The sequence below is a fragment of the Pseudactinotalea sp. genome (assembly GCF_048594945.1).
Lineage (GTDB): Bacteria > Actinomycetota > Actinomycetes > Actinomycetales > Beutenbergiaceae > Pseudactinotalea.
Genome location: NZ_JBMDXJ010000375.1, coordinates 1 through 20909, shown reverse-complemented (window position 1 = coordinate 20909; position 20909 = coordinate 1). Strand labels below are relative to the sequence as shown.

The 20909-nt window shown below is 71.4% G+C and carries 19 protein-coding genes and 1 pseudogene; 19 read left to right on the top strand and 1 reads right to left on the bottom strand.

Annotation, left to right across the window (positions count from 1 at the left end):
- The 7 genes from ACOJSN_RS17110 to ACOJSN_RS17080 all read left to right on the top strand — a co-directional run.
- Window positions 1-692: acetate--CoA ligase family protein (locus ACOJSN_RS17110; protein ID WP_420113696.1), on the top strand; the 692-nt coding region annotated here is incomplete at its 5' end.
- Between the two features lie 79 nt (window positions 693-771).
- Window positions 772-1356 carry a DUF5998 family protein gene (locus ACOJSN_RS17105; RefSeq protein WP_420113695.1) on the top strand — a complete coding sequence of 195 codons (585 nt, stop codon included), beginning with the start codon at window positions 772-774 and terminating at the stop codon, window positions 1354-1356.
- The gene (locus tag ACOJSN_RS17100; protein ID WP_420113694.1) at window positions 1353-2513 is read left to right on the top strand and encodes an alkaline phosphatase family protein; all 1161 of its coding nucleotides are present in this window, start codon (window positions 1353-1355) and stop codon (window positions 2511-2513) included. The genes ACOJSN_RS17105 and ACOJSN_RS17100 overlap by 4 nt, the downstream gene beginning before the upstream one ends.
- A gap of 2 nt (window positions 2514-2515) precedes the next feature.
- Complete coding sequence (locus ACOJSN_RS17095) at window positions 2516-3199, top strand: thymidine kinase (protein ID WP_420113693.1); 684 nt, start codon at window positions 2516-2518, stop codon at window positions 3197-3199.
- Window positions 3200-3210: 11 nt separating this feature from the next.
- Entirely contained in the window at window positions 3211-4344 is a 1134-nt protein-coding gene (locus ACOJSN_RS17090) for a prephenate dehydrogenase (RefSeq protein ID WP_420113692.1), read from the top strand.
- A 56-nt stretch (window positions 4345-4400) separates the two neighbouring features.
- Window positions 4401-5084, top strand: a complete 684-nt coding sequence (cmk, locus tag ACOJSN_RS17085; RefSeq protein WP_420113697.1) for a (d)CMP kinase — start codon at window positions 4401-4403, stop codon at window positions 5082-5084.
- Window positions 5081-5788: a lysophospholipid acyltransferase family protein gene (locus ACOJSN_RS17080; protein WP_420113691.1), complete on the top strand. Its 708-nt coding sequence runs from the start codon at window positions 5081-5083 to the stop codon at window positions 5786-5788. The genes cmk and ACOJSN_RS17080 overlap by 4 nt, the downstream gene beginning before the upstream one ends.
- A 9-nt stretch (window positions 5789-5797) precedes the next feature.
- On the opposite strand, the gene ACOJSN_RS17075 is transcribed toward ACOJSN_RS17080, so the two are convergent.
- Window positions 5798-6490, bottom strand: coding sequence for a hypothetical protein (locus ACOJSN_RS17075; RefSeq protein WP_420113690.1), 693 nt, complete (start codon window positions 6488-6490; stop codon window positions 5798-5800).
- Between the two features lie 105 nt (window positions 6491-6595).
- Between ACOJSN_RS17075 and der the strand changes: the two genes are divergently transcribed.
- The 12 genes and pseudogenes from der to ACOJSN_RS17015 all read left to right on the top strand — a co-directional run.
- Window positions 6596-8104 (top strand): ribosome biogenesis GTPase Der, encoded by a 1509-nt coding sequence (gene der, locus ACOJSN_RS17070; RefSeq protein WP_420113689.1) that lies wholly within the window; start codon window positions 6596-6598, stop codon window positions 8102-8104.
- Window positions 8101-8739, top strand: a complete 639-nt coding sequence (locus ACOJSN_RS17065) for a DNA-3-methyladenine glycosylase family protein (protein WP_420113688.1) — start codon at window positions 8101-8103, stop codon at window positions 8737-8739. Before der ends, ACOJSN_RS17065 begins: the two co-directional genes overlap by 4 nt.
- Before the next feature lie 57 nt (window positions 8740-8796).
- Complete coding sequence (locus ACOJSN_RS17060; protein WP_420113687.1) at window positions 8797-10236, top strand: FGGY-family carbohydrate kinase; 1440 nt, start codon at window positions 8797-8799, stop codon at window positions 10234-10236.
- 135 nt (window positions 10237-10371) lie between these two features.
- On the top strand, window positions 10372-11622 hold the full coding sequence (locus tag ACOJSN_RS17055) for a toxic anion resistance protein (RefSeq protein ID WP_420113686.1): 1251 nt from the start codon (window positions 10372-10374) through the stop codon (window positions 11620-11622).
- Between the two features lie 16 nt (window positions 11623-11638).
- Complete coding sequence (locus tag ACOJSN_RS17050) at window positions 11639-12151, top strand: hypothetical protein (RefSeq protein WP_420113685.1); 513 nt, start codon at window positions 11639-11641, stop codon at window positions 12149-12151.
- Window positions 12148-13701 (top strand): AAA family ATPase, encoded by a 1554-nt coding sequence (locus ACOJSN_RS17045; protein ID WP_420113684.1) that lies wholly within the window; start codon window positions 12148-12150, stop codon window positions 13699-13701. The genes ACOJSN_RS17050 and ACOJSN_RS17045 overlap by 4 nt, the downstream gene beginning before the upstream one ends.
- On the top strand, window positions 13698-15005 hold the full coding sequence (locus tag ACOJSN_RS17040; RefSeq protein WP_420113683.1) for a hypothetical protein: 1308 nt from the start codon (window positions 13698-13700) through the stop codon (window positions 15003-15005). Before ACOJSN_RS17045 ends, ACOJSN_RS17040 begins: the two co-directional genes overlap by 4 nt.
- Window positions 15002-15994, top strand: a complete 993-nt coding sequence (locus ACOJSN_RS17035; protein WP_420113682.1) for a glutamate ABC transporter substrate-binding protein — start codon at window positions 15002-15004, stop codon at window positions 15992-15994. The genes ACOJSN_RS17040 and ACOJSN_RS17035 overlap by 4 nt, the downstream gene beginning before the upstream one ends.
- Window positions 15991-17136 (top strand): hypothetical protein, encoded by a 1146-nt coding sequence (locus ACOJSN_RS17030; RefSeq protein WP_420113681.1) that lies wholly within the window; start codon window positions 15991-15993, stop codon window positions 17134-17136. Before ACOJSN_RS17035 ends, ACOJSN_RS17030 begins: the two co-directional genes overlap by 4 nt.
- The gene (locus tag ACOJSN_RS17025) at window positions 17133-19442 is read left to right on the top strand and encodes a tetratricopeptide repeat protein (RefSeq protein WP_420113680.1); all 2310 of its coding nucleotides are present in this window, start codon (window positions 17133-17135) and stop codon (window positions 19440-19442) included. The genes ACOJSN_RS17030 and ACOJSN_RS17025 overlap by 4 nt, the downstream gene beginning before the upstream one ends.
- Window positions 19439-20671: a protein phosphatase 2C domain-containing protein gene (locus tag ACOJSN_RS17020; RefSeq protein WP_420113679.1), complete on the top strand. Its 1233-nt coding sequence runs from the start codon at window positions 19439-19441 to the stop codon at window positions 20669-20671. The genes ACOJSN_RS17025 and ACOJSN_RS17020 overlap by 4 nt, the downstream gene beginning before the upstream one ends.
- Before the next feature lie 27 nt (window positions 20672-20698).
- Window positions 20699-20909: pseudogene (locus tag ACOJSN_RS17015) on the top strand (hypothetical protein); the annotation flags it as partial.

Sequence of the window (20909 nt, the reverse complement as noted above, 5' to 3'; positions counted from 1 at the left end):
CGGGCACGTCGGTGCGGATGCCCTCGGACAAGGCCGCCGAGCTGCTCGCCGCCTACGGGCTCGCCGTCTGGCCGTCCACGCGCGTCGGCGACGTCGACGCCGCGCTGGCGGCGGCGTCGTCGATCGGGTGGCCGGTCGCGCTCAAGGCGGCGGACGAGGTGCTGCGGCACCGCGCGGATCTCGGTGGCGTGCGGCTCGACCTCTCGACGCCCGCGGAGCTGACCGAGGCGTTCGGCTCGCTCCGGCAGCGCCTCGCGTCCCTCGGGCGGCACAACGTCGCGATCGAGGTCCAGCGGATGGCGCCCAGCGGCGCGGCCTGCGTCGTCACCGGGATCGAGGACGACCTGTACGGCCCGATCCTCAGCTTCGGGCTCGCGGGCGACGCCGTCGAGATGCTCGACGACGTCGCATATCGAGTCCCGCCGCTCACCGAGGCGGACGTCGCCGACCTGGTCCGGGCCGTGCGCGCATCGCCGCGTCTGCTGGGATACCGAGGATTGCCGCCGATGGACGTGGCAGCGCTCGAGGACGTGATCGAACGCCTCAGCGTGCTCAAGGAGGAGCTGCCCGAGGTGCGGGCGGTGGCGCTCAATCCGGTGCTCGTGGGCGAGCACGGCGCCGCGATCCTCTCGGCCACGGTCGACCTGCTTGCCGCTGAGCGAGGTGACACGGCACGCCGTGCGTTGCCGTGACACGACCAGGGCGGTGGGCGGCACTGGTCCGGAGCGCGGACAGCACCGACCAGTCCGGCCGGTGCGGCATACTCACCAGGTGCCTTCATCGCATTCGACAGCGCTCCGCCGCCTGCGAGCCGACATCGAGCGTGCCGGCTACTACCCCGACATCGTTGCGGACGTCCTCGACCTGGCGCTCGCCGGTGAGCAGGTGGACGCGCACCTGGTCCACGTCGAGACGATGTTCGACCGTGCCGAGGTGCGCCGACACATCACCGTGCTGGCACTGACCGACAGCCGACTCGTGCTGGCGCACGTGGATGATCTGCCCGGCGACGACCCCGACGCCATACCCGCTGCCGCAGCCACGACCGAGTCGATCGCGATCCGGCACCTGCGCACCGTGGGCCTGACGCACGGCGTGGCCGACCCGGTGTCCTACCGCCGAGGATCCGCGGTGAGCGAGGTCACGCTGGCGCTGTCCTGGGGCGCCGTCAACCGGCTCGAGCTGGAGCCGGCCACCTGTGGTGACCCGAATTGCGAGGCCGACCACGGCTGGACCGGCTCGATGCTGCCCGACGACCTGGTGGTCCGGGTGAGCGCGGATGCCGAGGGCCCGGCCGCCGTGCGCGCCGCGATCGCGTTCGCTGCTGCGCTGTCGGCGGCCACCGCACGCACGTGAGCACCGCAGGCTGGCTCGGCGACGTCCTGCTGGGCGCGGCCGGGGCGGTCGGAGCTGACCTGGTGGTCGACCCGCACGGTCACGCGGTCCGCGCAGGCGCCGCAGCGGAGCGACTCGAGCTCCCCACGGTGCAGCGCGCCTGCGTCGTGGTGGTCGACGGGCTCGGCCTCCACAACCTCACGGCGGTCCCGGAGATCGCTCCCACGCTCAACGCAGCGCCGAGGAGGCCGCTGCAGTCGGCGTTCCCGTCGACGACCGCCACCAACATGGCTGCGTTGGGGACCGGCCTCCCGGGCGGTCGCACCGGCATGCTCGGGTACACGGTGCGCAATCCGGATACGGGCCGGCTCCTCAACCTCATCTCCTGGAAGGGCGGGCCGGAGCCGGAGTCCTGGCAGCAGCAACCCACGGTGTTCGAGCTGATGGCGGAGCAGGACCTGCTCTCGGTGAGCGTGGGCCCGTGGGCGTTCGCCACGTCTCCGTTGACCCGGGCTACGTTGCGCGGAGCCGAGTACGACGCGGCGGAGAGCCTCCCGGACCGGGTCACACGCACGCTCGACGTGCTCGGCGAGCCCGACGTCAAGCTCAGCACCATGTATTGGGGGGACGTCGACAAGACCGGCCACCATCGTGGCTGTCAATCGCCGCAGTGGCGCGAAGCGGTCGCCCATCTCGACGCCGAGCTGGCCCGCCTGGCCGCATCCGTGCCGCGCGGGACGCTCGTGCTCGTGACCGCCGATCACGGCATGGTCGACATCCCGCGCGGGGACTCGGCCGAGTTCGGCGGCGCTGCCCGGATCGACGTGGCAGTGAACCCCGTGCTCGCCGACGGTGTGACGGTGGTGGCAGGGGAACCTCGCATCTGCCACGTGCATGCCGAGCCCGGCGCTGCTGCCGAGGTGCTCGAGGCATGGCGCAACGAGCTGGGAGAGCGCGCGGACGTCCGCAGCCGTGACGAGGCGATCAGTGCGGGCTGGTTCGGTCCTGTGGAGGACCGGTTCCGGCCAGTGGTCGGCGATGTGGTCGCGGCGATGCGGGGCGATATCGCGGTGGTCGACTCCCGGACCCAGAGCGCGGAGTCCTTGACACTGATCGGGATGCACGGTTCGGGGACGCCGGCCGAACGCACGGTCCCGCTGATCAGGCTGGCCGGCTGAGCATGGCGACGCTCACGTACTTCGCCGGCACCATGGACTCGGGCAAGAGCACACTGGCGCTCCAGACGAACCACAACCACAGTGAGCGGGGTCGCCGAGGCGTGATCTTCTCGCGCAGCGACCGGGCGGGCGAAGGGGTGGTGTCATCGCGCCTGGGGCTGCAGCACGAGGCCGCGGAGGTCGGCGACGACACCGATTTCTGGACCGAGGTGATCGGTCGGCGAACGCACGGTGGCGTGGTCGACTACCTGATCTGCGACGAGGCACAGTTCTACAGCGAGGAGCAGGTGGAGCAGCTTGCGCGGGTGGTCGACGAGCTCGACGTCGACGTGTTCGCGTTCGGCATCACCACGGACTTCCGGACCCGACTGTTCCCCGGCTCTGCGCGCCTCGTCGAGCTGGCGGACCGGGTCGAGGTGTTGCAGGTTCCGGCCCTGTGCTGGTGCGGCCGGCGCGCCACCCACAACGCACGCACGGTGGACGGTGCCATGGTCACCGAGGGCGAGCAGGTCGTGGTCGGCGACACTGCCGAGCTCGGCACCGGCGTCGTGGGTTACGAGGTGCTGTGCCGGCGCCACCACATGCGACGCATGACGGCGAGCTCGGCCCGCGCCGTCAGCCCGTCACCGGACCCGCTGCCGCTCGACCTCGAGGTGTGCTCGGTCCCACGGCCGCGATCCGGATAGGGTTGCCGACCGTGACCGAGGCACGTCCCGCCACCTCCGGTGGCCTCACGACCAGCGGACCCGTCCTCGTGATCGGGACCGGGCTGATCGGTGCCAGCATCGGGCTGGCGCTCAGCGCGCACGGCGTGCCCGTACGGCTGCGCGACAGCTCACCCACGGCGCTCGCGCTCGCGCGTGACGTCGGCGCAGGTGAGCCGGAGCGCACGGCGGACGAGCCGCCTGCCCTCGTGGTCGTCGCGGCTCCGCCGGACGTGGCTGCGGGGATCGTGGGCGCGGCGTTGCACGCGTACCCGGAGGCCGTGGTCACGGATGTGGCCAGCGTGAAGGCGACGATCCGCCGTGAGCTCGAGGCGTTCGCGACGCTCGACCTGTCTCGCTACGTGGGTTCGCATCCGATGGCGGGCCGTGAGCGGCATGGTGCCGCTGCCGCCGACAGCGACCTGTTCGCCGGGCGCCCGTGGGTGCTTGCCGCGGGCCCGGAGACCTCGCCCGAGGCGTTGCGCACGGTGCGGGGACTCGCGGTGGATCTCGGCGCCAGCCCGGTCGAGATGAGTCCGGCCGAGCATGATGAGGCGGTGGCACTGGTCTCGCACCTGCCGCAGCTGATGTCCTCGCTGCTGGCGGCGAGGCTGGTCCGCGCGCCTGAGCGAGCACTCGGGCTGGCAGGGCAGGGGTTGCGCGATGTCACGCGGATCGCGGCGAGCGACCCGCGGTTGTGGGCCTCGATCCTGGTGGGCAACGCCAATCCCATCCGGACCGTGCTCCGTGCCGTCCGTGACGACCTCGACTCGCTGCTGGGCTCGTTGGATCGGGCGGCCGACGACGGCCCGCTCGCACTGGGCGCGATGGCGGGCATCGCAGGGCTGGTCTCCGCGGGCAACGACGGCGTGGCTCGCATCCCCGGCAAGCACGGCGGTGCCCGGAAGCATTACGTCGACGTGACGGTCCTCGTGCCCGACCGGCCAGGTGAGCTCGGCCGCCTGTTCACCGAGGTCGGCGAGATCGGCGTCAACATCGAGGACTTCCAGATGGAGCACTCGCCGCGGCAGAAGGTCGGCATGGCCACGCTGGCGGTGCTGCCCGGGGTGGCGGAGGCGTTGGTGACGGAGCTGGAGGAGCGGGCGTGGCGGGTGGTGGTCGAATGAGTGCACCAGGGAGTGAGGACCGGAGCGGAGCGAGCGTCGGTGCGCGGCCAGAACGAATGACCGTGGTGGCGATCGACGGGCCGTCGGGCTCGGGCAAGTCGACGATCAGCCGACAGGTGGCGCAGCAGCTGGGCATGGCCTACCTCGACACGGGTGCGATGTATCGCGCAGCCGCGTGGTGGTGTGTGCGTGACGGCATCGACCTCTCCGACGCGGACGCCGTCACCGACGCGGTTCGGGCGCTACCCCTGCAGATGGGGACCGACCCGCGGGACCCGAGCATCGCCGTCGGCGGTGAGGACGTCTCGGTGTTGATCCGCTCGACCGAGATCTCGACCGTGGTGAGCGCTGTGGCGACGAACCTCGAGGTGAGGGCCGAGCTGCGGCGCAGACAGCGGGAGATCATCGAGGCCGCGCGCGGCGAGGCGGGCATCGTCGCGGAGGGCCGCGACATCACCACCGTGGGGGCACCCGATGCCGACGTGCGAATCCTGCTGGTGGCCAGTGAGGAGGCGCGCCTGGCGCGCAGGGCCCGTGAGATCCATGGTGCCGACGATGACTCGGCGCTGGCCGCGACACGGGACCAGGTGCTGCGTCGCGACGCCGATGACGCCACGGTCTCGAGCTTCCACGTCGCTGCCGATGGCGTGGTCACCGTCGACTCCTCCGATCTCACGCTCGAGGAGACCGTGGCCGCGGTGCGCGGCCTGGTGGAGTCCCGACAGGACGGCCGGCCGTGACAGAGAAGGACAAGCCGCGCCGGTCACCCGGCCAGGAGATCAAGCCCGAGCACATCAAGCGATGGGGCCCGACGTGGTCGCGTCGCGTGGGCCAATTCCTCGCCCACGGCGTCTGGAACACCGAGATCATCGGGGCGCAGCACGTGCCGAGCACCGGCCGGGTGCTGCTCGCCGCGAACCACACCGGCATCATCGACGGCCCGCTGTTGCACGGCTGCATCCCACGGGGCTCCCACTTCATCATCAAGGAGGAGGCGTTCCAAGGGTGGACCGGTCCGCTGATGCGGAACGCGGGTCAGATCCCGGTCGACCGTGGCACCGGCCGGGCTGCGCTGCAGACCGCGCTCGCGCTGCTGAACGAGGACCGCGTGGTCGGGGTGTTCCCCGAGGGGACACGCGGTCGCGGAGACGTGAGCTCGGCGAAGGCCGGGATCGCCTGGCTGGCGGTGCGCGCGAAGGCCCCGGTGCAGCCGGTCGCGATCCTCGGCACGCGGCTTCCTGGTCAGAAGCGCAGCCACATCCCGGGATTCCGCGCGAAGCTGGCGGTCGTGTTCGGCGAGCCGTTCCATGCCGCTCCTGACGATGCGGCGACCGGGCGTGCCGCCGTCCAGGCAGCCGCCGATCGGGTGCAGGCCGAGATGAGTCGGCACGTCGAGGCGGCGATCGCTCTCACCGGCCTCGACCTGCCCGACTCCGCGCAGTGACGCGGGGCGTCACTCCCAGATGATCGGCGAGTTACCGTAGGTCTCGTCCCAGCCCTGCAGGATGCCGGACCAGTTGTCCCCGTTGAAGAGGCCACCCGTGATCGGGCCGGCATCGGACAGCCCGACAGCGCAGACCACGTTGGTGTTGGTCTCCGGGTCCCAGCCCTGGAGGGTGTAGCCGCAGACATCGGACGCGCCCGCGCCCATGCCGAAGTTCTGCGCCTCGATGAAGCTCGCGCCCGAACCGTCCTCGAGCAGCGGGAAGATCGCCGGCGCCGGCGGGCTCTCCACGCCCTCGGGCAGTCCGTCCGGGTAGCTGTACTGGAGGACCATCAGGTACGGGGTGTATCCCTCGAACTCGTCCTCGGTCTCCCAGCCGGCCCAGATGTCGGTGCTGCCCTCGGTGATGTCGAGCAGGGTGAGACCCATCTGCACGTCCTCGGCGGTGTCCGAGTCCGACGGCGTGACCTGCGTGGTCACCCAGGCCGGCTCGCCGAGGGCGAGCGTGGTGCCGGGCTCGGTCTCGCCGGGCTCGCCGAGGTCGATCGCCTCGACGTCGAACTCAGGTGCCTCCTGGGTGGTCTCCTCCGGCGAGGTCCCCCCTCCGCCGTCGGAGGTGTTCTCGGAACCACCCGAGCAGCCGGCGAGCACGAGGGATGCGCCGAGAACGGCGGCGAGGGCGAGGGGACGGGCGGTGCGCACGATGGTGCCTTTCAGGAACGATCCGATGTGGTGGCGCCGTTGCCACGCCGAACGCTAGTGGATGCTGTGCTCTGTGCCGCCGCGCGAACCTGGGGAGCGGTGCCCATGGGGAAGAATGCGGGGGTGAGTCAGAACCCGAACGACAGCCATCACGGCGAGAACGAGCCCGCCGACGACGTCCAGCGCGCGGATGCCTTGCGCGCCGGGCTCGCCGATTACGAGCTCGACGCCGACGACCTGGCGCTCCTCGAGGATGGTGGCGAGCGCCGCGCCACGGGCGACGTGGCAGGCCCGCTGCCGGTGCTGGCGGTGGTCGGGCGACCCAACGTGGGCAAGTCCACCTTGGTCAACCGGATCCTCGGCCGACGCGAGGCGGTGGTGCAGGACACGCCTGGCGTCACACGTGACCGCGTCACCTACGAGGCGGAGTGGAGCGGGCGGCGCTTCCTGCTGGTCGACACCGGCGGCTGGGAGCAGGATGCCCGCGGGCTGCAAGAACGGGTCGCTGAGCAGGCCGAGGCGGCCATCGAGCTCGCGGATGCGGTGCTGTTCGTGGTCGATGCGAGTGTGGGTGCCACCGGTACCGACGAGCAGGTGGTGCGGCTGCTGCGCCGCTCCGGCAAGCCCGTGATCCTCGTCGCCAACAAGGTGGACGACCAGCGCGGCGAAGCCGATGCCGCCGCGCTGTGGAATCTGGGGCTGGGTGAGCCGTTCGCGCTGTCTGCGCTGCACGGGCGCGGCTCGGGCGATCTGCTCGACGCGGTGCTGGCGCTGCTGCCCGAGGTCTCCGCTGCGGGTGGACAGCTACGCGAGGGCGGGCCGCGTCGGGTCGCGTTGCTGGGCCGGCCGAACGTCGGCAAGTCGTCGCTGCTCAACGCCCTGACCGGGTCGGAACGGGTGGTCGTCGATGACGTGGCGGGCACCACACGTGATCCGGTCGACGAGCTGGTGACGCTCGGGGATCGGCCATGGTGGTTCGTCGATACCGCGGGCATCAGGCGGCGCGTGCACCAGACCCGCGGCGCGGATTTCTACGCCTCGCTGCGTACCCAGACCGCGCTCGAGAAGGCGGAGGTGGGCGTGGTGCTGGTCGACGCGAGCGTGGCGATGACCGAGCAGGACATCCGCGTCATCCAGCAGGTCATCGATGCGGGCCGCGCCCTGGTGATCGCCTACAACAAGTGGGACCTCATGGACGACGACCGCCGCGACCTCCTCGAACGTGAGATCGAGCGCGAGCTTGTGCAGGTGCAGTGGGCGCCGCGGGTCAACCTCTCGGCACGGACTCGCTGGCACGTGGACCGCCTCGTGCGGGCTCTGGACACCTCGCTCCAGTCGTGGGACACGCGGATCTCCACCGGCCGCCTCAATGCGTTCCTCGGTGAGCTTGTCGCCGCCCATCCGCACCCGGTGCGCGGGGGAAAGCAGCCACGGATCCTGTTCGGCACCCAGGCGGACACCCGGCCACCGCGGTTCGTGCTGTTCACCACAGGCTTCCTCGATCCGGGCTACCGCCGTTTCATCGAGCGCCGACTACGGGAGACGTTCGAGTTCACCGGGACGCCGATCGAGATCAGCGTGCGGGTACGCGAGAAGCGCCGCCGGACCCGATGACATCACCGGGGCAGGCGGCGGAGCGCGCGTTCGCGTCGTCGCTCACCCGATTGCTCGGCGACGACGAGCGCCTCGCCGGCGTGGTCGCCGACCACGGTGCGCCCGCCTTCTGGAGCCGCTCACCCGGGTTCGCGAGCCTGGTCCTGCTGGTACTGGAGCAGCAGGTCTCGCTCGCCTCGGCAGCCGCCACGTATCGCGCGCTGCTCGCGCGCATCGGCGAGATGAGCCCGACGGCGGTGCTCGCCCACCCGGACATGCGCGCCGATGGTGTCTCTCGCCAGAAGGAGCGCTACCTGCGGGCACTGGCCGCTGCTGTCGCGGAAGGACACCTGGATCTGGAGGCGTTGTCGTCCGTGCCGGATGACGACGTTCGCGCGGCGCTGATGGCACTCCCCGGCATCGGTCGGTGGACCGCTGACGTCTACCTGCTCGTGTGCCTTGGGCGCCCCGACCTGTGGCCGGTCGGGGACCGTGCCCTGCAGGTGGCGGCCGCCGAGGCGCTCGGGCTCGCCTCGGTGCCGACGGCGACCGAGCTCGAGACGTTGGGGGAGCGATGGCGTCCGCACCGCTCCACAGCCGCTCGGGTCCTCTGGCACGGCTACCTCCGGCGCCGCGGCCGCGAGCAGCTCCTCTGACCCGCGCAGGCGCCGCCACCCTCCGCGGGCTCGAGCCGTCCGGGGGAAGATGGGGGCGTGCGGGCGTTGGGGATCGATGTCGGGACGAGTACCACCAAGCTCGTGCTGATCGCCGTCGAGGGCGAGAACGTCAGGGAGGTGGCGACGCACGCCACGCCGACCCCGGGCGACGTCCCGGGCCTGCTGGCTGCGATCAGCACCGGGTGCCGCCGGCTGGCCGACCACTCCGGTGCGATCGAAGCCGTCGGGGTGGCGTCGATGGCAGAGACCGGTGCGCCGATCGACGCGTACGGCGAGGCGCTGACCGAGCTGCTGCGCTGGGATGCCGGGCACGGCGCCGCCGACGCCGTGGCGATGGCCGTGCTCGCGCCCGAGGTGTTCGCCCGGACCGGGGTACGGGTGTCGGCCAAGACTCCGCTGACCACGTGGCGGTGGCTGCAGCGGGAGCGACCGGACGTGTGGCGGCGGATGCGGACCTGGCTCAGCACCGCCGACCTGGCGGTGCACGCCCTGACCGGCGAGCGCGTCACCGACCACACGCTCGCGGGCCGGACCGGTGGCTACCCGCTCGCTGGTCCGGGGGAGCGACCTGCGGTCGCGTTCGACGCGGAGCTGCTGGATCTGGCGGGACTGGACCCTGCGCGGCTGCCACGCGTGGCCGCATCGGACAGCGTGGCCGGTCGTGTCAGCTCCGCCGCAGCGGCCGCGACCGGCCTGACTGCCGGAACCGCGGTGGTCGTCGCCGGCCACGACCACCAGGTGGCGGCGTGGGCAGCAGGCGTGCGCGCGCCAGGGGACGTGGCCGACTCCCTCGGCACGGCCGAGGCAACCCTGAGCGTGCTGAGCGGTCGTCCCGAACCGGAGGGGGTGCGGCGGCAGGGTATGAGCCTGGTACGCACCGTGGGTGGGCAGGCCGACGCTGTGGTTGCCGGGACGTCGAGCGCCGGTGCGATGCTCGATCACTGGCTGGTGGGCGTGCCGCCCGAGAGCCGTGCCGACGTGCTCGCGCGCGCTGCGCGTGAGGTGGTGACTGGGCAGCAGCCCACAGGCGCCGCCGTTGCGCCGTACCTACGGGGTCGCCAGAGCCCCGAGCCCGACCCAGGAGCCGCGGCCGGTGCGCCACCGCCAGGCTGGCCCCGAGAACGGCAGGCGCGTGCCGTCGTCGAGGGGATCTGCTACCAGGCCCGGTGGATGATCGAGACCCAGCTCGCGCCCGCTTCGCCGCAGCGGGTCGCGGTGATCGGAGGCCGCCGGCTGCCCGCGCTGTGGCGCGAGCTGAAGCGAGTCACGCTCCCGTGGCCGGTCTCCTCGGTCAGCACGGGTGAGCCCGTTGCTGCAGGTGCTGCGCTGCTCGCGCTCGCTCGCACGGGTGCGCTCGGCGACGTCGCCACGGCGCTGAGCCACGCTCCGACGCTCGCGACCACGAGCGAACCACCACCCGCATGGGACGCTCACGGCGACGCCTACGACACGTTCATCCGGCGGGTGCGTGGATGATGCGGGCAGGCCTCCCCGCGCCGCAGGGATCGCTGGAGGCTCAGCCTGCCGTAGATTAACGGGAGAGACTCGCTTGACCATCTCTAGATCCGTGGGACGCTCGCGTTCCGATCGATTCGACAGCCGAGGACGACCATGACTGACCAGGCCGCTGCCGCAGCACCGCTCGAGCCACCGGAGGCCGAGAACATCGGGCTCACTCTGGAGCCCCCGGCGCCCGTGGGGGCGGTCGCGGCCACCCAGGCGCCCGCGATGGCGCCGAAGGTGGACCCCGAGATGGTGGACGCGCTCACGGCGAAGGCGGACTCCTACGTGGAGTCGCTGATGGCGAGCGAGCCGAAGTCGCCCGACTTCACGGCGAAGGCCGACTCGGTGCGCACGATGGGCGATCAGGACATCCGACGGGCTGCCGATGTCTCGAACCGGCTGCTGGCCACTCCGGTCAAGGAGATCAAGGAAGGCGGGCTGTCGGAGTCCGGCACGGTGGGGCAGTCGCTGCTGGCGTTGCGCCGGGCCGTGGAGGAGCTGGACCCGTCGGAGGCCAGCGTCGGCAAGAAGCTGCTCGGGTTCCTCCCGTTCGGCGACAAGCTCACCGACTACTTCCGCCGCTACGAGTCCGCGCAGAAGCAGCTCGACGCCATCATCCGCGCCCTCTACAACGGGCAGGACGAGCTCCGCAAGGACAACGCGGCGCTCAACCTGGAGAAGCGCAACCTGTGGGACACCATGGGTCGCCTCAATCAGTACATCTTCATGGCCGAGCGGATCGACGCCCAGCTCTCGGCCACGATCGCGGAGCTGGACTCCACCGACCCGGAGCGTGCCCGGTCGTTGCGTGAGGACGTGCTGTTCTACGTGCGGCAGAAGCACCAGGACCTGTTGACACAGCTCGCGGTGTCGATCCAGGGGTACCTGGCGATGGACATCATCATCAAGAACAATCTCGAGCTCATCAAGGGTGTCGACCGCGCGACCACCACCACCCTCTCGGCGCTGCGCACCGCCGTGATCGTGGCCCAGGCGCTGGCCAACCAGAAGCTGGTGCTCGACCAGATCACCGCGCTCAACACCACGACGTCCAACATGATCGTGGCGACATCGAAGATGCTCGCGGACAACTCCGCCAGCATCCAGGAGCAGGCCGCCAGCGCGACGATCGGGATCGACCAGCTGCAGGAGGCGTTCTCGAACATCTACCTGACGCTGGACACGATCTCGGACTTCAAGGTCGCCGCGCTCGATTCGATGGCCCAGACCGTGGGCGTGCTGCAGACCGAGACGAGCAAGGCTGCCGAGTACCTCGAGCGGTCCCGTCGCTCGGACCGCTCGGAGCTGCAGAGCGGCTCGCTCGATGTCGGCGGTCTGAACCTCAACGCCAACCGCTGATCGGAGTCGTCGACACGTGTCATGGTGGTCCGAGCTGGGGCGCAAGCTCCGAGGGGAGCCCGAGCCTGTCGTGCTCCCGGAGCTTCCACCGCCGCCCACCGGTGAGGAGATCCTGGCGTCGGTCGAATCCGTGCGTGCCCGGGTCGCCGGGCGTGTGCCACCCGCGATCGCCGCGCGTGTCGACCGGATCGCCCGGACCGTGGCCGTGATGGTGCCGCGGCTGGATCGGCCGGGCCTCGGCAGCCAGCAGGCCCACACCGTGGTCGCGACCGCGACCAGCTACCTGCCGGAGGCGGTGGACGCCTATCTGCGGCTGCCGCGCGACTTCGCGGATCGGCGGGTGGTGGCGAACGGGAAGACCTCGTTGATGCTGCTGGTGGACCAGCTCGACCTGCTCAGCGCCACCTTGACGAAGATCTCCGACGCCGTCTCGCGCCAGGACGCGAATGCGCTGATCGCGCACGGGGCGTTCCTCGAGGAGAAGTTCAAGGGATCGACGCTCACGACGCCGCCCATGGAGGCCCCATGACCACGATCTCGCTTCGCGACGCGCTGGCCGACCTCGTCGAGGCGGCTGAGGCGGCGGGCGTGCCCACCGAGGTGGCCCGTGAAGAGGGACGCCGGCTGGCTGCCGCGGTTGCCGAGGGATCGATGCCCGGAGCCGCCGAGGCATGGTTGGACGAGGTCGACGGCGATGCGAGCGTCGAGTTCTTCGCCGCCGCCTCCGCGGGGCGTCGATGGCGTCAGGCACCGACCGACGTCCTGGTCGGGCTGGCGGGCGGTCCGCACGCGGTGACGTACGCCGAGGCGCTGGCGGCGGTCGCGCGAGCCGGCGCCAGGCTCGGCACACCAGGTCCGCACGTGGCCCCGCGAGCCGCTGCGACCGCCGCCGCCCAGCTCGCCGCCGCGAGCGCGCAGCCGGCACCGTCACCCGCCAGGACCTTCACTCCGGAGACGTCCCGCGCCGCGACAGCCGACCTGTTGCGCAGCCTGACGCCGAGTCCCGGCTCCGGACTGACGGCGTTGCGGCCCGACGTGCCCGAGCCCGAGGTTCCGAGCGTGGAGGGGATCCTGCAGGCGCTGAACCGTGGGACGGCGGAAGGATCGGCGCCCGCGCCCGGGCAGCCGGCCGGAGCAGTCGCCTCCGAGGAGGCGACCGCGGCCGAGGCCGAGCAGGAGGCGGAGCCTGAGAAGACGCTCGAGGAGCTGCTGGACGAGCTCGACCAGCTGATCGGCCTGAGCAGGGTCAAGTCCGAGGTGCGGCGGCAGGTGGAGCTGCTGCGAGTGGAGAAGCTCCGGGTCGAGGCAGGTCTCACTCGCCCGACGCTCACGCGGCACCTGGTGTTCGTGGGCAATCCGGGGACCGGGAAGACAACGGTCGCCCGGTTGGTCTCCGGCATCTATCGTGCGCTTGGCCTGCTGAGCGACGGTCACCTGGTGGAGGTCGACCGGTCGGAGCTGGTGGCCGGTTACCTGGGCCAGACCGCGATGAAGACTGCCGAGCTGGTGGCGAGCGCGGTCGGGGGAGTGCTGTTCGTGGACGAGGCGTACGCACTGACCCAGTCGAGCGGCGGGACTCCCGACAGCTACGGCCAGGAGGCGGTCAACACCCTCGTCAAGGAGATGGAGGACCATCGGGACGACCTCGTGGTGGTCGTCGCGGGGTACCCGGTCCCGATGGCCGAGTTCGTGTCCGCCAACCCGGGGCTGGAGTCGCGGTTCTCCACGACGATCCACTTCGAGGACTACTCCGACTCCGAGCTGCGCGGCATCTTCGGGCTGATGGCCGACAGCGCGGACTTCACGCCGACACCCGAGACCCTCGACCGCGTGGAGGAGATCTGCTCGATCCAGCCGCGTGACGCGTCGTTCGGTAACGCACGGTTCGTGCGCAACCTGCTCGACAGCGCGATCGCGCGGCACGCGTGGCGGTTGCGGGAGGTCGAGACTCCCACGATCGAGGAACTGCAGACATTGGTGCCCGAGGACCTTGTGGGCGACGACGCCGGACCGGGTGACGAGGGCATCCTCGTCCCGGCAGACGCGCCCCCCGACCTGCCGACCGAGGAGAACGAGTGAGCGCGACCGCACAGGCGCCCAGCCAGCAGGGGCAGCCGCCACAACAAGCACAGGGCCAGCTGGTCCCGCAGCCTCCGAACGGTGTGGCGCAGCAGGCCCCGCAGAAGGAGCCCGCGAGTTCGGCGCAGCGGGTCATGCGGATCTCGATCGTCACCGTGGTGGTGTCGGTGCTCGTGGCAGCACTGGGATTCGTGCTCGCGCAGCAGCAGTCCTCCGGGCTGGACCGAGCCGCTACCCGCGCCGACCGGGTGCTGACCGTGATGGCGGTGCGGACCGCGCTGCTGGAGGCCGACGGTGCCGCCACCAACGCGTTCCTGGTCGGCGGACTGGAGCCGCAGGCGCGTCGTGTGGTCTATGACGTGGCGATCGAGGAGGCCGCGACGGGTCTGGCCGCGCTGGCCTCCGGCGCACACGAAGACGCTGATCTGATCGCCAGCCTCAACGCCGACCTCACCCGGTACACGAGCCTGGTCGAGGCGGCACGGGTCAACAACAGGCAGGGGTTCCCGGTCGGTGCGGCCTACCTGGACCAGGCCTCGACGCTGGTCCGCGAGCAGATGTTGACGGATCTCGACGCCGTGCTGATGGTGGCCGCCGATGACGCGGCCGCCGACTTCGCGGTCGGCAACTGGTCGGTGGTGGTGCTGGTCGTCGTGATCGGTGCGCTGCTGGTGCTGGTGATCTGCCAGGTGCGGCTGGCCACCATGACGCGCCGCTGGCTGAATCCGGGTCTCGCGCTGGCTACCGTCCTGATGTTCGTGGCCCTGGTGGTCGGCGGACTCGGTGCCACGTCCTCGGCCGGTACGGCTGCGGCCGTGCGCTCCGATTCCTATCGACCCACGCTGGCGGTCGCGCAGGCATCGGTGCTTGCCGCTGAGGCACGCACGCTCGAGTCCTTCACCCTGATCAAGCGTGGCTCGGGTGCGGAGTTCGAGAGCCAGTTCGTGGACCGCACCGACCGGGCCGCCGAGCTTCTCGAGGCTCAGGACCAGAACCTCGCCGACCTGCTCCAGACCTGGCTCGAGCGCCATGCCGAGATCCGAGAGCTCGACGACGGCGGAAACTGGGACGACGCCGTGACCCTGGCGGTCAGCGACGAGGACGGCGGCCCGAGCCAGGCGTACGCTCAACTGGCCGAGGCTGCCTCGGCGAGGGTCGACGAGGGTGCGGAGCAGGTCAGGTCGGAGCTCGGCGAGGCGTCCGGAGGCGCCCGGACCGCGGCGTGGGTGCTGCTGATCACCGGCATCTTGGCCGCTGCCGCGAGCTGGCGAGGTCTGTCCGCACGGCGGGAGGAGTACCGATGAGGATCACCGCGACACGCCGCGTCACGGCGGCGGGTGCGACCTTCGCCCTGCTGCTGGGTCTGGCGGCCTGCTCGACCGGGAGTGGCGCCGACGACCTGGGACAGGCGGCTCCTGAGCCGACGGAGACCGAGGAGCCGACCGACGGCGCGACCACGCCGCCGAGCGACCCCGTCGAGTGCGACGACGCGGTTGCCTCGTACGACCCGCTGGAGGATCTGCCCGCTCCGGGAGCGCTGCCCTCGGGGAGCACGATGGCGGAGATCCGTGAGCGCGGCGCGTTGATCGTGGGGGTCTCCGCCGACACGCTGCAGCTCGGCTCGCGGAATCCGTTCACGGGTCAGATCGAGGGATTCGACATCGACATGCTGCGCGAGGTCTCGCGCGCGATCTTCGGCGACCCCGACCGGCTCCGGTTCCGTGTCATCACGTCAGGCCAGCGGATCGAGGTGCTGGAGTCCGGCGAGGTCGATCTGGTGGCGCGGGCGTTCACGATCACGTGCGAGCGCTGGGAACAGATCTCGTTCTCTGCCGAGTACTACCACGCGGGTCAGAAGGTGCTCGTGGCGGAGGGGTCGGGCGCGGAGAGCCTGGAGGACCTCAGCGGTCAGCGTGTGTGTGCGCCCGCGGGGACCACCACGCTGACGCGCCTGGAGGAGTACCCGGAGATCGAGGCCGTGCCCGCGCCGACGCACAGCCAGTGTCTGGCGTTGTTCCAGCAGGGACAGGTCGATGCGATCACGGGCGATGACACGATCCTCGCGGGCTTCGCCGAGCAGGACCCGTACGCCGTGGTCGTGGGCGAGGCGATCAGTGACGAGCCGTACGGCATCGGTATCCCTGCGGAGAACACGGACATGGTCGCGTTCGTCAACACGGTGCTCGAGCAGCTGGTCGACGACGGCACCTGGACCGAGATCTACGACCGTTGGCTCGGGGCTCTCGGCCCGGCGCCGGAGCCGCCCTCGCCGGTCTACGGGCGGACCACGTGACGAGCGTACCGACGCAGGGGGTCGGCAGCGCGCTGCCGACTCCTCCGGGCAGGCTCGGCCAGGCCGCGAGCCGCGAGGACCTGCTCGACTTCCTCGCGACGCTCGAGGAGTGGCTCGCGCGGACCCGAGGTGAGCTGGACCGGCTCGACGAGGTGGCACAACGGGCCACCGACGCCAGCGCACACAGCCCGGACGTGGTCCTGGCGATGGCTCTCTGGCAGGCCCTGCGCAGCCGGACCGACGACATCCTCGTGGAGTGGGACTCCGGGCGCGCCGACACTGCGGCGCGCGAGCGGATCTCCACCCACATCTGGGGCAGGCTCGGTTCGGGCGCACTCGACGTCACGCTGCCCGAGGGCGCCAGACTGGTGGACGCACTCGTCGGGCAGCTCCGTGAGCAGCTCGCGATCGACCCCTCCACCGTCAAGCTCGTCGCCCGGCTGCGGCAGGTGCGAGCCGAGCTGGTGCGTTGCGAGGACCTCGCACGCGCGATGAAGGACGACGAGGTGACCCAGCGGGTCGAGGCGCTGGCGAAGCGTCAGGCACGCCTGCTCGCCGAGGCGTCCCGCGGGGCTGATGTCACCGGTCCGCTCGGGGAGCTCGAGGCGGATGTCGCTCGCGCGCACCGCGACCTGCTGGTGACCACGTCACGCTCCGGCGAGCTCCGCCGCGACCGCGAGCGCGCCACGGAGCTGCGAGACGCGCTGGCCGAGCGCCGACCGGTGCTGCTCGACCTGGAGGCCCGGTGCCGGCGGGAGATCGCACGCCCGCCGCGGCTCGCCGTGCCGGACCCGCAGCGACTCGGCGACCCTCCGCAGGACCGCGCCGGCGTGGACGCCTACTTGGCTCGGCTTGACGCGGCCGCACGAGCCGTCGACGCTGCCGAGCACGCCTATGCCGCGCCGCTGCGTGAACGTGCGTCGCTGCGGTACCGGCTGGCGCAGGCGCAGTCGAACGCGCAGGCGCACGGCCGCGACGCCTCGACCACGGTGCAGGCCGGCTGGCAGGAGGCCTCCGACGCGGTCACGACCACGCCCTGTGACGTCGACCTGGCACGCGCGCTGGTCGCGCAGTACGAACGGCTCGCCGCGCCGCTGGACCTCACCGGTCAGTACGGCGCGAGGATCGGAGGAGCAGCATGACCGCATGTACGCAGCCGGGTTGCACCGGCACCTACGAGGACGGGTGGTGCAACGTCTGCGGCTCGCCCGAGGGGCAGAGCGGCGGTGCCGGCCCGACCGGCACCACCGGTGCCGCGACCCACGCAGGGGGCGTCTCGCCGTCGGCGGTTCTCGGGGCCGGGGTGCCTGAGGCGGCGGACTCGGGCAAGACCTCCCCGATGCGAGCCGGCGATGACAGGGGATCGACGCGGACGTCCTCGGCCCGTCTCGCCTCGACCGCGATCGGCTCGGCGCGGACCGGGTCGCGCACGACTCGGCGTGTGGGCACGGGCTCCACCCGACTGCGGGGGCACCGGCTGGGTGCGGGCATCACCACGGTGCCGCCCGTGCCTGTGGCCGATCCGCTGCAGGCGATCATGCCGGTGGCGGAGGTGCCCGAGCGCAAGCGGTACTGCTCGTCGTGTGGTGGGCCGGTGGGCCGCTCACGCGGCGAGGTCGAGGGCCGCACGGCCGGCTTCTGCCCTGCGTGCGGAGCCAAGTTCGACTTCGAGCCGCGGCTGAAGCCTGGCGACCTGGTGGGCGGTCAGTACGAGGTGGTCGGCGCGCTGGCGCACGGCGGCCTTGGCTGGATCTACCTCGCGAGGGACCGGAACGTGTCCGGCCGGTGGGTGGCGCTCAAGGGTCTGCTCAACGCCGACGACGCCGAGGCGGCTGCCGCGGCGATCGCCGAGCAGCGGTTCCTGGCGGAGGTCGAGCACCCGCTGATCGTCGAGATCTACAACTTCGTGGTGCACGACGACGCCGGCTACACCGTGATGGAGTATGTGGGCGGCAAGTCGCTCAAGGACATCCTCAAGGACCGCCGCGAGGCCAACAGCGGCGCGGTGGACCCGTTGCCGGTCGACCAGGCGCTCGCCTACGTGCTCGAGGTACTGCCGGCGTTCGCCTACCTGCACGACCACAACCTGCTCTACTGCGACTTCAAGCCCGACAACATCATCCAGCAGGGTGAGGGCGTCAAGCTGATCGATATGGGCGGTGTGCGCCGGATCGACGACGAGACGTCGCCCATCTACGGCACCGTGGGCTACCAGGCCCCCGAGGTCGCGGAGCTGGGGCCGTCGGTCGCCTCCGACATCTACACGATCGGTCGCACGCTCGCCACGATGGTGCTCGACTTCCGCGGCAACACCTCCACCTACGTGGCCTCGTTGCCGCCGGTCGCCGATACGCCCGTGTTCGGGACGTACGACTCGTTCTACCGACTCCTGGCCAAGGCGTGCGCCCCCAACCCGGACGACCGGTTCGGCTCGATCGATGAGCTCAGGGTCCAGCTGCTCGGGGTACTGCGCGAGGTCGTCGCGTACGACCGCGGATCCGGCAACCCGGCCACCACGTCCTCGGCGTCCGCGTTGTTCACGGCGCCGACCGTCGACGTGCCCGAGCGTCCGCTGATGTGGCACGAGCTGCCCGAGCTCGAGGTCGACCCCTCCGACCCGATGGCCAGCTTCCTGGCAGGCGTGAACGTCGCCGACCCGGTGGCACGCGTGACGGCGCTCAACAAGGCCCCGGAGCGGACCGTCGAGATCCGGCTCGCCACCGCGCAGGCGGCGGTCGCGGCCAACCGCATCGACGTGGCCCGGACGCTGATCGGCGAGATCCTCGCCGACGACCCGTGGGAGTGGCGTGCGCTGTGGGTCGGCGGGCTCGCCGATCTCGCGACGAACGACCCGGCCACCGCGGTCGCGTCCTTCAACGCCGTCTACGGTCAGGTGCCTGGCGAGCTGGCGCCGAAGCTGGCACTCGCGACCGCGTGCGAGGTCAGCGGTGAGCTCGACGTGGCGGAGTCGCTCTATGTGGTGTGCGCGCGTTCCGACGCCAACTACACCGCGCCCTCCGCCTTCGGGCTCACCCGGATCCGGCGTCAGAAGCAGGATCTCGACGGCGTGCTCCGCTCGCTCGATCTCGTCGCGCCGACTCGTGGTTCGTACCCGGCGGCACGATTGCAGCGCGCGCGTGCGCTCACCGAGTCGAATCGGGGCCTGCCCGCGCTCGACGACGCGTTGCGCAGCGTGGACGGGGTGCCATTGGGCGCCGCAGCGCTGGCCGACCTCCGCATCGATGTGCTCGAGTCCGCGCTGGCGCAGGTGGCGCAGAGCACCGCACCGATGGGTGCGCAGGTCGCCGACGTGCCTGCGCAGGAGCGCCCGTTGCGCGACGCTGTCGAGTCGGCGTACCGAGACCGCGCACGCCTTGCCGACTCCCGCGACGAGCGGATCGCCCTCGTCGACCGTGCCAACGCCGTACGAAACTGGACTCTGTGGTGACCGAACCGACGACCGACGACCCCACGCTCGAACCCGAGGCGGACGAGTACCAAGCGTTGCCCGAGCCCGAGCACCTGAAGGTCACCGACCCGGACGACGAGCCGGCAGTCCCGGTGATCGATGCGGAGCCGGAGGCTGCGCCTGCCGTGGTGCAGGCACCGGTGGATGTGCCGTGCCCTTCGTGCGGGGCCATGGGTGATGCGGAGGCCAAGTTCTGCGAGGTGTGCGGAGCCTCGATGTCCGGCACGCCGCCGCAGGCGGAGCCGGAGCCGGTCGTCGCCGAGGCACCGCCGGCGCGCCCCTGCGCCCGCTGCGGCGGCAAGGTCGCCGCGGACGGCTATTGCGAGGAGTGCGGCGCTCCCGCGATGAGTGAGCGCGACCACTTCGCGATCTCGCCCAGTGCGACGGTGGGCGGGGTGTGCGACCGCGGCATCGTCCACGCGCGCAACGAGGACGCGATGGCGCTGGACATCGTGGAGGGCGTCACGGCGATCGTCGTGTGCGACGGCGTGTCGACCGCGCCGCTGTCGGACGAGGCGAGCCTGGCGGCGTCGACGGCTGCGCTCGAGGCACTGGCCGAGGGGGCACCCGGGGGTTCGCAGGAGGTGACCGCGGAAGGTGTGGCCCGCACGAGCGCCTGGGGGACCTTGCATGCGGAGGCCGCCGCTCGCGCCAACGAGGCGGTGCTGGCGGTCCCGACGCGGGATGAGGCCGATGCGCCGTCATGCACGTACGTGGCCGCGATCGTGGACGGCCCGCGCGTGGTGGTGGCGAACGTCGGCGATTCGCGCGCGTACTGGCTTCCCGACGGCGGCCGCGGCGTCCGGCTCACGATCGACGACTCCTGGGCGCAGGAGATGATGGAGATGGGCGTGCCCGAGAGTCGGGTCGCATCCTCACCGAACGCCCACGCCATCACCCGCTGGCTCGGACCCGACGCGCCGCCGATCAAGCCTCGCAAGGACACCCATACCGTCACCACCCCCGGCTGGTTGCTGGTGTGCTCGGACGGGCTCTGGAACTACTGTCCCGAGGCGGACGGCCTGGGCGAGCTGGTGCGCTCGAGTGCGGCGGCGGCCGGCGAGGGGGCCGACGCGACCACCATCGCGGGTCGATTGGTCACGTGGGCGAACGCGCAGGGCGGACGCGACAACATCACGGCCGTGCTCGCACGGCTGGGGGATCACGAGGCGCCTGACGAGAGCGTCGGCGCCACCGAGAACGGATAGCCTGCAGGGCGAGGAACAGGAGAGAAGATGGCTGACTTCACCGCCGAGGTGTTCCAGAACGAATTCTTGGCCGAGGGGGCGACCGACGTGCACGCGATCGTGCGGGTGTCGGCCACCGGTGCGGGGGCGAGCACAGCGGGTTCCCTCGAGGCTGCCGAGGTGATCATGATCGACACCTCGGGCTCGATGGCGGGCGCGAGCTTCGCGGCGGCGCAGGACGCGGCCAAGGTGGCTCTCG